We start from the raw sequence: 13,583 nt of genomic DNA, 5'->3' as shown, positions 1-13,583 counted from the left end.
AAAAAAGTTTGCTTCATTTGGGTCAATACGTTGCTTTCAATCGCCGCGGCCTTGGCTGCCGAAGCATCGCCGGAGGAAACATTCCAGCCTACTTCTATGTAGCCATTTTGTTTAAGCAACTCCCAGTAGCCTTTGTTGAAGCTGCCTGTAGAGCCTCCGGGAGCTCTGGAAATGCGGGGACGGCAAAGAATAATGGATTTAAGCAGCTCGTCAGTATGGTTTAGCTGCGCTACATAACTTTGCGGCGATTGGTATAGGCTTTTGTAAATATGATCGTACGTATGATTGCCTATCGCCTGACCTTCGGCAAAAAGGCGTTTTACTAGATCAGGATGTTTTTCGATTTGCGTACCCACTAAAAAAAAGGTAGCCTTAACTTGTTCTTTTTTTAAGATATCCAGAACCGCCGGCGTATTTTGCGGATCAGGGCCGTCATCAAAGGTAAGATAAACTACTTTGGCGGCTTTATAGGGCTGCGCAGTTGGAAGACTGAGGGGGAGATTGGCCCGCAGGCGTTCATTGGTAAGATAGGAGTCGTACAAAGGGCGGCCTTCTTCCGCTAAGGGCTCGTCGCCAGGATGCTCTGGCAACATAAAGATGGCGGGCGAGCTATTGCTTTGCGAAAGTGTCGGCGAAGGTTCATCTACAGCAATCGGAACGTCCCAGAGCTGAATCGCCCAAGTAATTAGGGGGAAGGCGGCGCAGAGCAAAATAGCGCTGAACAGGGACAAAGCGAAGGCGCGTCGCGAAAAAACAAAACGGGGGGACTTCATGATAAACAAGACTCCTTTGTGTATAGTGATTTGAAATATTGGACAACTGATCCAGTTCGTATTCTAGCACAGTAAAACGAGCTTGTTAAGAGGGGACAGGATTTTGCGTTCCCGAAGAAAGTAGGATATAATATTGATTTAGCGACAACTAGTTATGGTTGAATGAAGGAGGAATGGCGTGTTTTCGTTAGATGCCGATTTGATTTTTCGTGTGCCGGCTCTTTTGATTGCCTTAACCGTGCATGAATATGCCCATGCGAGAGCAGCTGTGGCCATGGGGGACGATACACCGCGCCAGCTTGGCAGAGTAACTTTGAATCCGCTAGCTCACTTGGATCCAGTAGGTTTGCTGATGCTTTGGCTGACGCAATTTGGCTGGGCCAAGCCGGTGCCTATTAATCCCAATCGTTTTCAGTCGTACCGCAGCGGTATGATCTGGGTTTCCTTGGCAGGTCCTCTCAGTAATGCAGTGATGGCTTTGGTAGCGGCAATCGCTTTAGGAGCTTGTAAAGTCTGGGGGCTGGGAATTCCGGAAGTGTGGAAAGTACTAGCTTGGACAAGAGATTATAACATTATATTAGCGATTTTCAACTTGCTGCCTATTCCGCCGTTGGATGGCTCTAAAGTAATTAGTTTATTTCTGCCTTGGAAATACGCCGAATTATATGAAAGGATTACTCCTTATAGTCCGGTAGTTCTTATTGCCTTAGTGTATATAGGCGTTATCGGTACTATTGTTTATCCTTTTCAAATTGCATTATATCTTGCCATTCAAACCATTGTTGGCATTTTATTTTTTTAGGAGGATTTCAACATGACAGTAAAAGGACGCATTTTCAGCGGCATGCAGCCGTCTGGAAATTTTCATCTGGGGAACTATTTAGGAGCGTTGGAAAACTGGGTCAAGCTGCAAGACCAATATGAATGCTTTTTTTGTGTTGTAGATTGGCATGCGTTGACTTCGACTTTTGAAAATACGGAAGCCCTGCCGCAACGGACGTATGAAATGGCGCTGAACTGGCTGAGCGCCGGCCTGGACCCGGAGAAAAATACTATCTTTATTCAGTCGCAGGTCAAGGAGCATGCAGAGCTGCATCTGCTGCTTTCGATGATGACGCCTCTGTCTTGGTTGGAACGGGTGCCTACTTATAAAGATAAACTGGCGCAATTGGGCAGCCAGGGCAAAGATATCAATACCTATGGCTTTTTGGGCTATCCTGAGCTGATGACGGCAGACATTGCCTTGTATAAGGCGGACACGGTGCCGGTAGGTATTGATCAGCTGCCCCATTTGGAGTTGACCCGGGAGATCGTGCGGCGCTTCAATAATCTTTACGGACGGGAAGTTTTTGTGGAACCGAAGGAAATGCTGAGCCAGGCTTCGCTGCTGCCGGGCTTGGACGGACGTAAAATGAGCAAGTCCTATGGCAATGAGATTCCTTTTGCCGCCAGTGAAAAAGAGATTCGTGAAAAAGTACGGCAAATGGTAACCGACCCGCAGCGAGTACGCCGTACTGATGTAGGAAACCCGGATGTTTGTCCGGTATTTACCTTCCATAAGGTATTTTCACCGGCTGTTGTAGTGACAGAAATTGACCAGGAATGCCGCAAAGCGGGAATCGGCTGCGTAGACTGTAAAAAACGTCTCGCAGACCATATGGCGGGCGCCTTGGCTCCAATCCACGAACGGAGAGTCGTGCTGGAGCAGCAGCCGGAGCGAGTGTACGAAATTTTGGCTGCTGGCGCTGAAAAGGCGCGCAAAGTAGCCAACGAAACCATGCGCAGCGTTCGCGAAGTTATGCATTTGCCGAACTAAGCGAATGGAAGCATATCGCATCCGCTTAGAAGGCTTTGAGGGGCCAATGGCTCTTTTGCTGCATTTAATTGAAAAAAACAGACTGGATATTTACGATATTCCGATTGCCGATGTGACGGTGCAGTATCTGGCGTACTTGCGCGAGATGGAAGAATTCAACATGGAGATTGCCAGTGGATTTTTAGTAATGGCCGCTACATTGTTGCAAATTAAGTCCAGGCTGCTTCTGCCGGTGGCTGCTGTCGAAGAAGAGGAAGAAGAGGGACTGGACCCGCGCAAGGAATTAGTAGATCGGCTTTTGGAGTATCGGCGATTTAAGATGCTGGCCCAGCTTTTGGGTGAGCGCTGGCAATTGAGGCAGGGGGTTTATACGCGCCCGTCACAGCTGCCGGAACCAGCCCGCCCGTTGCCTGCAGGTCTCACGCCGCAAGTTCTTTTACAAGCGTTGACGGCGTTGTGGGAAAGCCGCCTGCCCCAAACGCAGGCGGTCGTAGAACGAGAAGAAATCAGTATTCAAGATAAAATGGCCGATGTGGTACGCCTGTTGCAAGAACGTCGTTGTGTTCCTTTTGAAGATTTGCTGATTCGCAGTGGCTCGCGGGGGGAAGTGATCGCTTCGTTTTTGGCGGTGCTGGAACTGGTTCGCTTACAGCGGGTGCGCGTGCGGCAGCTTCAGTCCTTCGGGCCGATGGAAATCATTTTGTCTTGCGAGGAGGAACAGACTTGTTTTATCAGCACTTGAAGGCGCCGTTGGAGGCGCTCTTGTTTGCCCACGGAAAACCTGTATCTGTTTCGGTTCTCGCGGAAGTGCTGCAAGTGGAGGAAGAACATATTTTGTTGCTTCTGGCGGAAATGCAGGAAGAATATGGCCGAAGCGAACGGGGCATCATGCTCTATGAAGTGGCGGGCGGTTTTCAATTAGGCACAAAAGAAGAGTGGGCTTCGCTGATTACCGCGCTGGCCGGAGCTCGTGAAAGCAAGTTGTCAGCGCCAGCGCTGGAAACATTGGCTATTATTGCCTTTAAGCAGCCTGTGACGAAGCAAGAGATGGAAGAAATTCGCGGTGTGCGTATCGACAAAGTGCTCACGCAATTAGTGGAACGAGGCTTGATTCGTGAAGTGGGAAGAAAAGAATCTTTGGGGCGCCCTATCTTATACGGCACGACCGAAGACTTTTTGGAATGCTTTGGCCTGCGCGATTTGCAGCAGTTACCTGATTTGCAGAACTTGCTGCCGAATGAAGCTGCCAACACCGAAGAAAAAAATGAAGGTTAGGAGTTTCGGATTTTCATGGCGCGAAAAATTCTCTGGTTATTCGTTTTTACCAGTGCTTTTTACAGTTTGACAGTTGGCTCGGTGCAAGCGACACCGGCAGTGACGGCAAAAGCCGCTATTATCATGGATGCAACGACAGGGGAAGTCTTGTACGCCAAAGATGCGGAAAGCCGCCGGTATCCAGCCAGTACGACCAAGATGATGACCTTGCTGGTGGCTCTTGAAAAGGGGCGACTCGATGATTGGGTTGTTGCAAGTAAGGCGGCGCATGAAACCGAAGGATCGTCGTTGTACCTGGAAGCTGGAGAAAAGCAAAGACTTTTAGACTTGTTATATGGGATCATGCTGGTTTCGGGCAATGATGCGACAGTGGCTGTTGCTGAACACATTGCCGGCTCGGTGCCGGCCTATGCTCGTTTGATGACGCAAAAAGCGCAAGAAATTGGCGCTGTAAATACGCAGTTTGCCAATTCCAGCGGGTTGCCGGACCCTAAGCATTATTCGACAGCCCATGACTTGGCTAGGATTGCCGCTTATGGATATCGCACGCAGCCGTTATTTGCGGAGATTGTCTCTTCTAAACGCCGGGTCATGCCTTGGCCAGGTAAAGGCTATGATCGGGAAATTTTCAACGAGAATCGGATGCTTTGGTTATATCCTGGCGCTAATGGCGTTAAAACCGGTTATACGGACGCTGCGGGCCGTTGCTTGGTCTCGGCGGTAAAACGCAACGGCTTGCAATTAATTTCGGTGGTGTTAGACAGCGAACGCATGTGGGACGATTCCATTGCGCTTTTGGATTACGGCTTTGGCGTTGTTAAAGCTAAAAATCTGCTGTTGCAAAATCAAAAGGTAGCGGATGTGGCTGTTTTAGATGGTTTGGAAAAACAGATTTCTTTATATGTTGCGCAGGATATTGTTGTGCCGGAATCGCGTAACGGCGCAGGCAATACCTACCGCCTTGCGGTGCAAAAACCAGACACCATTGCCGCTCCGGTACGCCGGGGCGATGTTGTCGGCACGGTACGGATTTTGCGCGGGGAGGAAGAAGTGACGGTAATGCCGCTTCTGGCCGGACAAGACGTGGAGCGGCGGTCCTTATTTCGTTTGGCGGCTCTCTCGGCGGAAGATGTGTGGACTTGGGTAAAAGTGGCCTTTGCCAGGCTGCTGTCGGATGGAAGACAAGCCTAGAATACGGCTGTCTTGGGAAAATTAAGGAGGCGGAAATGCAGGAACGCTTGCAGAAAATATTGAGTCATGCCGGAGTAGCTTCACGCCGTGAGGCGGAACGCTTAATCAGTGAAGGGCATGTAAAGGTGAACGGAAAGGTTGTAACCGAAATGGGAACCAAGGTGGATGCGGGCAAAGACCGTATTCAGGTGGATGGTCGTCTGGTAGCGAAAGAAAAGCTTGTATATTTACTTTTATATAAGCCCAAGGGCTGTGTGACGACATCCAAAGACCCGGAAGGACGCCAAACGGTTCTGGACCTATTAGAGGGAATTGACGCCCGCGTATATCCCGTAGGGCGGTTGGACTACCATACGGAAGGTCTGTTATTGTTGACGAATGACGGCGAATTGACTCAAGCTTTAATTCATCCACGGCATCAGGTCGAGAAAGAATACCTGGTACAGGTAAAAGGCATTCCTTCGGAAGAGAAGCTGGATCGCTTGCGGGCCGGCATTCGCTTGGAAGATGGTGTAACTGCGCCAGTAGAAGTGCGGCTGCAGGAAGTTTTGCACGAAAAAAACCGCTCCGTGTTGACGGTGGTGCTGCGTGAAGGGCGTAATCGGCAAGTGCGCAGGATGTTTGACGCCATCGGCTTTCCAGTGTGGTCGTTAAAGCGAATCCGGTTTGCTTTTTTGACGCTTCAAGGCGTGCGCCGAGGAAAATGGCGTCACTTGACGACGGAAGAAGTGGCCGACTTATATCAGTTTAAACCAGAGTAGATATGGAGAGACCCTATAATAGGGTCTTTCTTGATATATCGAAGTAGAAATATAAGCGTGGTCCGAAAAACAAATGAAGTCGGTTTTGTATTGATGAAAGGATAGAACTATATGGAAGAGCGGAAAACAATTGCCGTTATCGGCGCTGGCGCGGCGGGTCTCATGGCGGCTTTAGCGGCTGCCGAGGCTGGAGCTGCGGTGACAATATACGAAAAAATGGGTCGTCCAGGGCGGAAAATAGGCATTACCGGCAAGGGACGCTGCAATGTGACCCATGTCGGAGAGCGGGAGCGGTTTCTCAAAAACATGGTAGGAAACGGCAAGTTTCTTTATAGCGCCTGGAACGCCTTGGATAATGACGCTTTGCGGGAAATGCTGCGCTGCGCCGGCGTGGAGACGAAGGAAGAACGCGGCGGCAGAGTTTTCCCGGTCAGTGAAAAGGCGGCTGATGTAGTGGCGGCTTTTGAACATACCTTGCGCCGCCTCGGCGTGGCTTTTCGTTTAAAAACTCCTGTGCAGGAGTTGTGGCAAGAGGACGAGCGTCTTTGCGGCGTCACGCTGGCTGACGGCAGACGGGAGAAGGCCGACGCCGTGATATTGGCAACCGGCGGCGCTTCCTATCCAGGAACAGGCAGTACCGGCGACGGCTATCGCATGGCCGAAGCGGCCGGGCATACCTTAACGCCGCTGCAGCCGGCGCTGGTTCCACTGGAAGTGGAAGAAGAGTGGGTAAAAGAATTGATGGGCTTGTCTCTTCGCAATGTTGAAGCCTCGCTATGGGTGGACGAAAAATGCGTGGCCTCAGAGTTTGGTGAAATGCTCTTCACCCACTTTGGCTTATCCGGACCGATTATCCTGACGTTGAGCCGCCAGGCGGTCATGGCTGTAGCCGCAGGCAGTTTTGTGGAAATACGCGTTAACTTGAAGCCGGCGCTGACAGCGGAAGTGTTGGATAAACGCCTGGCACGGGATTTTGCTTCCTTAGGCCGTAAAAAGGCGGTACATTGTCTGGACGAGCTGCTGCCAGCTTCGCTGCGACCGGTAGTGCTGGATTTGGCTTTTATTAATACCGCGAAAGAGATTGGCCAACTGACGCGAGAGGAGCGTCATCGTTTACTGGAGCTGCTCCAAGCGCTGCCTTTTACGGTGACCGGAGCTAGACCCTTGGCGGAAGCTATTGTAACCGCCGGAGGCGTGTGCGTGAATGAGGTAGATCCGCGTACCATGAAGTCTAAAAAGGTAGAGGGGTTGTATCTGGCTGGGGAAGTGCTGGATATTGACGGCAACACAGGCGGGTTTAATCTGCAGGCGGCATTTTCTACCGGTTATTTGGCGGGCCGCAGCGCTGCGCAATAAAAATGCAGTAAACTAGTCTGGGGAAAAGGAAAATGCAAGGGGCAGCGTGAATTAAAATTAAGATAGAAGCAGATTTGTGAAAACGTATCGGAGGGCTGGTCATGATCATATTTATGCAAATGCCTACTCCCGGGCAAGTGCAGCGAGTGTTGGAAAAATTGCACCAGTGCGGCCTGGATGCCCAAGTATGGCAGACAGGCGGGCGGACAGTGGTTACGGCGATCGGGGAAAATGACGATGTAGACCCCGAGGCTTTCGAACGCTTAGATGGCGTGGAAAAAGTAGTGCAGACGCGGACGCCCTTTAAGCTTGTCAGCCGTTCTTTTCAAGCGGAAAACAGCCTGATTCGCGTCGGCGAAGTTGTTTTTGGCGGCGAACAGGTGCCGGTTATTGCTGGTCCCTGCGCCGTGGAAAGCTATGAGCAGTTTGCGGAAACGGCTCGCCTGGTCAAAGCTGCTGGTGCAGTGATGCTGCGCGGCGGGGCCTATAAACCGAGAACGTCGCCGTATAGTTTTCAGGGCTTGGAAGAAGAAGGTCTGCGGATTTTGCGCGCTGTTTCCGATGAAGTGGCCTTGCCTGTAGTTTCAGAGGTAACCGATCCTAGAGCGGTGGAGACCGTCTGCAAGTATGTGGATATGCTGCAAATCGGCACGCGGAACATGCAGAATTTTGCGTTGCTGAAAGAAATTGCCCATGCGGATAAGCCAGTGCTGTTAAAGAGAGGCAGCTCAGCGACAATAGAGGAGTGGCTCATGGCGGCGGAATACATTATGGTCGGCGGCAACGACGCCATTGTGCTTTGCGAACGAGGCATTCGTACCTTTGAGCCATACACTCGCAATACCTTAGATTTGAGCGCAGTGCCTTTGGCTAAACATTTAACTCACTTGCCGGTGATTGCCGATCCCAGCCATGGAACCGGCAAATGGCGCCTTGTGACGCCTATGACCTTGGCCGCTGTGGCGGCTGGCGCGGACGGAGTCATTGTTGAAGTGCACCCGTGTCCGGAAGAGGCCGTCTCCGACGGCTTCCAGTCCTTGACGCCGCAGAATTTTGAGCAGATGATGCAGGCCTTGTCATCTATTGCCGCAGTAGTGGGCCGTAAAGGCTGAATTAATATTGAGGAGGATGTCTTATGACCCAGACACGTGTCATTCAACCAGTGCGTCAGTGGCAAGGAACGATTGTCGCGCCAGGAGACAAATCCATTTCCCATCGGTCAGTGATGCTGGCAGGCTTGTCCGAACGACCAGTTCGTTTGAGCAATTTCTTATATGCTGCTGACTGCCTTTCTACAGTGCGCTGCATGCGCGCTTTAGGGGTGAAGGTGGAAAAGGATGCAGAAGGGGTGCTGACGGTCAGCGGCAATGGTCTTTACGGGCTGAAAGAGCCGGAAGATGTTCTTGATGCTGGAAATTCAGGAACAACCCTGCGCCTGTTGAGCGGTATTTTAGGAGCGCAGCCTTTTTTCAGCATTATTACCGGCGACGCTTCTTTGCGCCAACGTCCCATGGGGCGGGTTGTAAAGCCGCTCCGCATGATGGGCAGCCAATTAGCGGGCCGCCAGGATGGACGCAATATACCCATGGCTATCGGGCCTAATCCGACGCTAAAAGGAATTAATTACGACCTTCCTGTGGCCAGCGCCCAGGTAAAGTCGGCCATTCTTCTGGCTGGTCTTTTCGCTGATTCTCCGACTACCGTAAGCGAACCGCACCGTTCGCGGGATCATACGGAGCGTTTGCTGGAGTTGTTTGGCGTGAAAGTGACCAGAGAAGGGACTTCGGTGACGGTGCAGCCGGCGCAGGAGCTGGAAGCGCCGCCGGCCATTGATATTGCAGGGGACATTAGTTCCGCGGCTTTTTGGATGGTTGCCGCCTCGATTGTTCCAGGCAGTGAAGTGACGATTGAAAATGTAGGCTTAAATCCCACTCGAACCGGCATTTTGGATGTGCTCGAGCAGATGGGGGCGGATTTAACGGTCTTGAACCGTCGACGCAGCGGGAATGAAGATATTGCAGATATTCTAGTGCGTTCTGCAGCATTAAAGGGATGTGAAATCGGCGCTGAAATTATGCCCCGCCTGATTGATGAAATTCCTATTTTAGCGGTTGCCGCTATGTTTGCAAGCGGAAAAACTGTTATCAGCGGGGCGGAAGAACTGCGGGTAAAAGAAACAGACCGTCTGCATGCGGTAGCTCTGGAGTTTGGGAAAATGGGCGCGGTGATTGAAGAAAAAGAGGATGGTTTGGTTATTGAAGGAGGCCATTCGTTGCAGGAGGCAACTTGTTTCGCGCATCATGATCATCGAATTGCTATGTCGTTGGCTATTGCTGGCAGTGCGGCGCAGGGAGTTACTATTGAGGGAGCGGATTGCGTAGAAATATCCTACCCTGATTTTTATGAGGTGTTGGCAAGCTTTGCCAAGTAGCATGGCGCTAACCGGGAGGAGAGAATACGAGTTCATGGGGAAAAAAGTAGTAATTGCCATAGATGGGCCGGCTGGCGCCGGCAAAAGCACTGTTGCTAAAAAAGTAGCGCAGCAGTTGGGGTATGTGTATATTGATACTGGCGCTATGTATAGGGCTGTTGCCTGGAAAGCGACGCAAGCCGGCATTGGAGCTGACCAGGAAGAAGAATTGGCGGTGTTGCTGGAAAAGCTGCAGCTGGAACTGCTGCCTGGGGAAGGTGCGGCAAAGGTGTTAGTGGGTGGCGTAGATGTCAGCGAGGCCATTCGCAGTCCGGAAATCAGCCGCCAAGTATCTGTTTACGCTCAACAGCCTCAGGTTCGTAAGACTCTTCTTTCTCTGCAGCGGGAAATGGGAGCTGCTGGCGGCGTTGTTATGGACGGGCGCGATATCGGCACGGCTGTGTTTCCGCAAGCAGAGGTGAAGGTGTTTCTTACCGCCTCTCTTCAAGAACGGGCGCATCGCCGTTGGCTGGAACTGCAGGCCAAGGGAGAAGTGCTAGAAGAATCTCTTGTGGCCGCTGAAATGGAGAGCCGAGACAAGCAAGATGAGCAGCGGGAGCTGGCGCCGCTTGTGCAGGCGGCAGACGCCTATCTCTTAGATACCAGCGGTTTGAGCATTGACGATGTGGTGGCGAAAATTACAGGGCTTTGTCAAGTTTACCGGGATGCGGGAAAGAAGGTCTGACTATGTATAGCCTAGTGCGTTTTTTTCTGTATTGGCTGTTTCGGCTTGTCTTTCGCTGTCGTGTTTACGGAGTGGAAAACATTCCTGCTACTGGCGCTGTTATTATAGCGTCTAATCATATCGGTAATTTTGACCCGCCCGTAATTGGGTGTCAATTGCCGCGTCGTATTTATTTTATGGCCAAAGAAGAATTGTTTCAGGTGCCGGTTTTTGCAGGCGCAATTCGTTGGTTAGGAGCCTTTCCGGTTAAACGGGGCAGCGCAGACCGCCAGGCAGTCAAGCGCATGTTGGAAATCCTGGTGGCGGGTCAGGTTCTAGGCGTGTTTCCGGAAGGTACGCGGGGGAAAAACGGTGTTTTGGGCGAACCGGAGCCCGGTATGGCGATGATGGCCCTCAAGACGGGAACCACCGTTGTACCTGTGGCGGTGCAGGGAACTGATTTTCGCAGCGGCGGTTGGCCTCGATTTTCCGTGTATTTCGGCAAGGCGATTCCTGTAGAGCGTACAAAACCGGTTAAGGAAGCGGTTGATGCTTTAAGTCAACGGATTATGCGGGAAATTGGAATGCTCATGGCGCAAAAAGAAAGTGAGTGAGTCACGGTGATGGAAGAAAGCTTGTCCGTAATTTTATTGCAGCGTATTGCGATCCTTTCTGTTATTGCGTACATTTTTTCTCATACCAGAGCTTTTCGCTATCTTTTTAAAGAAGAAACTACTTTGCGAGAGCAGTTTATTCTGATGCTCTTCTTTTCAGCATTGTCTGTCGGCGGAACGTATATGGGCGTTCCTGTAGAAGGGGCGCTAGTTAATGTGCGGGATACCGGCGTTGTTGTAGGGGGACTGCTGTGCGGACCTCTTGTGGGCGGCGTGGCTGGCATTATCGGTGGATTGCACCGGATTTTTATCGGCGGTTTTACGGCGGTGGAGTGCGGGATTTCCACGATTTTGGCAGGCTTTTTAGCGGGGTATATTCACTATCGCATGCGGCCGAGGACGCCGGAAGTGGTGACCGGCATGGTCACTAGTACAACGGTGGTTTTGTTTAGCATGGGCTTGATCTGGTTTTTGGCCAAACCGGATATAGTGGCTCAGTCCTTGGTTATTCAGGCTTTGCTTCCGATGGTTTTGGCTAATGGCTTAGGTATTGCAGCTTTTATGATTATTATTTATAACGCTCGTGAGCACCAGACTAAAATTGCCGCCATCCAAACTCATAAAGCCTTGCATATTGCCAATGCCACGCTGCCTTATTTTCGGCAAGGCCTTAACCGTCTGTCGGCGGAAAAGGTGGCAACAACGGTGCGGTATATTACAGGCGCAGCCGCGGTCGCCATCACCAATCAGCATACGGTGCTGGCTCATGTGGGCTTAGGGGCGGATCATCATCCGGCAGGCGGGCCAATCGTCACTTCCGTAACGAAAGAATGCATTCAAAGCGGGCAGATAATGACTGCTCGCAATGGCCGGGAAATTGGCTGCAGCAATGCAGAGTGTCCGTTGCATTCGGCCGTATTGGCGCCGCTTTTATGCCGGGAAAAGATTGTCGGCGCTTTTAAGCTGTACTATAGCCGAGACGATGCCATGAATCAATTGGACATTGAGTTTGCCCAAGGTTTGGGGCAGATCTTTAGTACGCAGTTGGAATTAGCCAGTTTGCAGCAAATGTCGGAAATGGCGACCAAAGCGGAATTGAAGGCTTTGCAGGCGCAGGTCAATCCTCATTTTCTATTTAATGCTCTGAACACCATTGTTTCTTTATGTCGGACTGATTCCGAGCAGGCCAGAACGTTGTTAATTGAACTAAGCGATTTTTTTCGGCGCACGCTGAAATCTTCCCGGGAATTTGTCAGCCTTCAGGAAGAACTAGAATTGGTCGATTCCTATTTGGTGTTGGAAAAAGCGCGCTTTGGCCCAAGGTTAAAAGTGGAAAAAGAAATTGACGCCACCATGCTGGGGATACAGGTGCCTGCATTTATTTTACAGCCTTTGGTAGAAAATGCCGTTAAACACGGTCTTTTAGCCAGAGAGAGCGGCGGGATGGTGGGGTTGAACATTACGCAGCGGGCGGGGCATATGGAAATTTGCGTATATGATGACGGTTTGGGAATTGAAGAAAAAGTAATGGAAAAAATTCTCCTGTTAGGGTATGGAAAAGGAACTGGCGTAGGCCTTACTAATGTTAATGAGCGTCTAAAAGTACTGTATGGCCCTTCTTACGCGCTGAAGATGGAAAGCGTCCCAGGCGAGGGCACGCGTATCTATTTGCGGATACCCATCCATGCTCATGAAAGAGAGGAATACCATGCCTAATGAATGCAGATTACGGGCGTTTTTAGTGGACGATGAAATGCATGCTCGCAATGAGCTGGCTTACTTGCTCTCCCTTCACGAAGATGTTCATGTTTGCGGTCAAGCGGCTGGCGTGACCGAGGGACTTGCTGGCGTATCCAGAGAAAAGCCGGATGTTGTCTTTGTGGATGTGGAGATGCCTGGACTTAGCGGTCTTTTATTGGCAGAGGCTTTTGCCGATAAACCGGAAGCCCCGTTGCTTGTCTTTGCTACCGCCCATGAAGAATTCGCCGCCAGGGCCTTTGATTTGAATGCTTTAGACTACGTATTGAAACCGTTTTCGCAAAAAAGGATTGGGCGCTGTCTGGATAAGGTGCGCACTGCCTGGAAAGAACGTCATAGTGACAATCGTTTTTGCCCTTCGCCTACTTACTTTAAAGAGAAGCTGGCTATTGACGATGGAGGCAAAAACGTCTTAATCAATGCAGAGGATATTCTGCTGGTGCAGGCGGCGAACAATCAAGTGCGCATTCAAACAAAGGATAAAACTTATGCAGCCAGCTTTAGTTTGAATGAACTACATGAACGGCTGGGCGAAGAAAGCTTTTTTCGCAGCCATCGCAGTTATTTGGTTAATCTTCGTAAGGTGAAAGAAATTATCCCCTGGTTTAACGGAGCTTACAATATTATCTTAGAAGACCTGCCTAACGAGGAGATACCTGTAAGCCGGCAGCAGGCTGGCCCGCTCAAACGTATTTTTGGTTTATAATGATAAAACCATTCACAGACCTATGCGGTAATTCACCCCTCATATACTGCATCTCACAGCATATGTATTGTCGTGCATTCCATTCTTTTGTATGCTAAAAACAGGAAATTTATGAAATTCCTGTGATTGGTGGAAAGGAGGGCGAGACAAGCATAGGCTGTTTTCTTTTTAAATTTTAAATAAGAACAGGAGGAAAAAG

The 13,583-nt window shown here is 50.6% G+C and carries 14 protein-coding genes; 13 read left to right on the top strand and 1 reads right to left on the bottom strand.

Features of this window, described 5'->3' with window-relative positions; genetic code table 11:
- The coding region (locus tag PHF27_RS09850) for a polysaccharide deacetylase family protein (RefSeq protein ID WP_300069236.1) at positions 1 to 773 on the bottom strand (773 nt) is incomplete at its 3' end.
- 178 nt (positions 774 to 951) lie between these two features.
- On the opposite strand from PHF27_RS09850, the gene PHF27_RS09845 reads away from it, so the two are divergent.
- From PHF27_RS09845 to PHF27_RS09785, 13 genes are all read left to right on the top strand, one after another.
- The gene (locus PHF27_RS09845; protein ID WP_300069233.1) at positions 952 to 1,575 is read left to right on the top strand and encodes a site-2 protease family protein; all 624 of its coding nucleotides are present in this window, start codon (positions 952 to 954) and stop codon (positions 1,573 to 1,575) included.
- Between the two features lie 12 nt (positions 1,576 to 1,587).
- Entirely contained in the window at positions 1,588 to 2,589 is a 1,002-nt protein-coding gene (gene trpS / locus PHF27_RS09840) for a tryptophan--tRNA ligase (protein ID WP_300069230.1), read from the top strand.
- Positions 2,590 to 2,593: 4 nt separating this feature from the next.
- Complete coding sequence (locus PHF27_RS09835; protein ID WP_300069228.1) at positions 2,594 to 3,331, top strand: segregation/condensation protein A; 738 nt, start codon at positions 2,594 to 2,596, stop codon at positions 3,329 to 3,331.
- Positions 3,313 to 3,864 carry an SMC-Scp complex subunit ScpB gene (gene scpB, locus PHF27_RS09830; RefSeq protein WP_300069225.1) on the top strand — a complete coding sequence of 184 codons (552 nt, stop codon included), beginning with the start codon at positions 3,313 to 3,315 and terminating at the stop codon, positions 3,862 to 3,864. The genes PHF27_RS09835 and scpB overlap by 19 nt, the downstream gene beginning before the upstream one ends.
- Before the next feature lie 15 nt (positions 3,865 to 3,879).
- Complete coding sequence (locus tag PHF27_RS09825; RefSeq protein ID WP_300069222.1) at positions 3,880 to 5,055, top strand: D-alanyl-D-alanine carboxypeptidase family protein; 1,176 nt, start codon at positions 3,880 to 3,882, stop codon at positions 5,053 to 5,055.
- Between the two features lie 35 nt (positions 5,056 to 5,090).
- Positions 5,091 to 5,816 carry a pseudouridine synthase gene (locus tag PHF27_RS09820; RefSeq protein ID WP_300069219.1) on the top strand — a complete coding sequence of 242 codons (726 nt, stop codon included), beginning with the start codon at positions 5,091 to 5,093 and terminating at the stop codon, positions 5,814 to 5,816.
- Positions 5,817 to 5,927: 111 nt separating this feature from the next.
- The gene (locus PHF27_RS09815; RefSeq protein WP_300069216.1) at positions 5,928 to 7,172 is read left to right on the top strand and encodes an NAD(P)/FAD-dependent oxidoreductase; all 1,245 of its coding nucleotides are present in this window, start codon (positions 5,928 to 5,930) and stop codon (positions 7,170 to 7,172) included.
- A gap of 101 nt (positions 7,173 to 7,273) precedes the next feature.
- A complete protein-coding gene (gene aroF, locus PHF27_RS09810; protein ID WP_300069214.1) occupies positions 7,274 to 8,284 on the top strand; it encodes a 3-deoxy-7-phosphoheptulonate synthase in 1,011 nt (336 codons plus the stop codon).
- A gap of 23 nt (positions 8,285 to 8,307) precedes the next feature.
- Positions 8,308 to 9,603, top strand: a complete 1,296-nt coding sequence (gene aroA / locus PHF27_RS09805) for a 3-phosphoshikimate 1-carboxyvinyltransferase (RefSeq protein WP_300069211.1) — start codon at positions 8,308 to 8,310, stop codon at positions 9,601 to 9,603.
- 34 nt (positions 9,604 to 9,637) lie between these two features.
- A complete protein-coding gene (gene cmk, locus PHF27_RS09800) occupies positions 9,638 to 10,327 on the top strand; it encodes a (d)CMP kinase (protein ID WP_300069208.1) in 690 nt (229 codons plus the stop codon).
- 2 nt (positions 10,328 to 10,329) lie between these two features.
- Complete coding sequence (locus PHF27_RS09795) at positions 10,330 to 10,920, top strand: lysophospholipid acyltransferase family protein (RefSeq protein WP_300069205.1); 591 nt, start codon at positions 10,330 to 10,332, stop codon at positions 10,918 to 10,920.
- Positions 10,921 to 10,929: 9 nt separating this feature from the next.
- Positions 10,930 to 12,636, top strand: coding sequence for a sensor histidine kinase (locus PHF27_RS09790; RefSeq protein ID WP_300069202.1), 1,707 nt, complete (start codon positions 10,930 to 10,932; stop codon positions 12,634 to 12,636).
- On the top strand, positions 12,629 to 13,384 hold the full coding sequence (locus PHF27_RS09785; RefSeq protein ID WP_300069199.1) for a LytTR family DNA-binding domain-containing protein: 756 nt from the start codon (positions 12,629 to 12,631) through the stop codon (positions 13,382 to 13,384). The genes PHF27_RS09790 and PHF27_RS09785 overlap by 8 nt, the downstream gene beginning before the upstream one ends.
- Positions 13,385 to 13,583 lie beyond the last annotated feature (199 nt).

It is taken from the genome of Anaeromusa sp. (assembly GCF_028691475.1).
Classification (GTDB): Bacteria; Bacillota; Negativicutes; order Anaeromusales; family Anaeromusaceae; genus Anaeromusa.
This window is presented reverse-complemented; position numbering and strand designations above follow the sequence as displayed.

What these genes read in the sequence shown, in the direction of transcription:
- trpS (WP_300069230.1), top strand. Translation starts at nt 1,588, where the DNA reads ATGACAGTAAAAGGACGCATTTTCAGCGGCATGCAGCCGTCTGGAAAT.
- PHF27_RS09835 (WP_300069228.1), top strand. Translation starts at nt 2,594, where the DNA reads ATGGAAGCATATCGCATCCGCTTAGAAGGCTTTGAGGGGCCAATGGCT.
- PHF27_RS09825 (WP_300069222.1), top strand. Translation starts at nt 3,880, where the DNA reads ATGGCGCGAAAAATTCTCTGGTTATTCGTTTTTACCAGTGCTTTTTAC.
- PHF27_RS09820 (WP_300069219.1), top strand. Translation starts at nt 5,091, where the DNA reads ATGCAGGAACGCTTGCAGAAAATATTGAGTCATGCCGGAGTAGCTTCA.
- PHF27_RS09815 (WP_300069216.1), top strand. Translation starts at nt 5,928, where the DNA reads ATGGAAGAGCGGAAAACAATTGCCGTTATCGGCGCTGGCGCGGCGGGT.
- aroF (WP_300069214.1), top strand. Translation starts at nt 7,274, where the DNA reads ATGATCATATTTATGCAAATGCCTACTCCCGGGCAAGTGCAGCGAGTG.
- aroA (WP_300069211.1), top strand. Translation starts at nt 8,308, where the DNA reads ATGACCCAGACACGTGTCATTCAACCAGTGCGTCAGTGGCAAGGAACG.
- cmk (WP_300069208.1), top strand. Translation starts at nt 9,638, where the DNA reads ATGGGGAAAAAAGTAGTAATTGCCATAGATGGGCCGGCTGGCGCCGGC.
- PHF27_RS09795 (WP_300069205.1), top strand. Translation starts at nt 10,330, where the DNA reads ATGTATAGCCTAGTGCGTTTTTTTCTGTATTGGCTGTTTCGGCTTGTC.
- PHF27_RS09790 (WP_300069202.1), top strand. Translation starts at nt 10,930, where the DNA reads ATGGAAGAAAGCTTGTCCGTAATTTTATTGCAGCGTATTGCGATCCTT.
- PHF27_RS09785 (WP_300069199.1), top strand. Translation starts at nt 12,629, where the DNA reads ATGCCTAATGAATGCAGATTACGGGCGTTTTTAGTGGACGATGAAATG.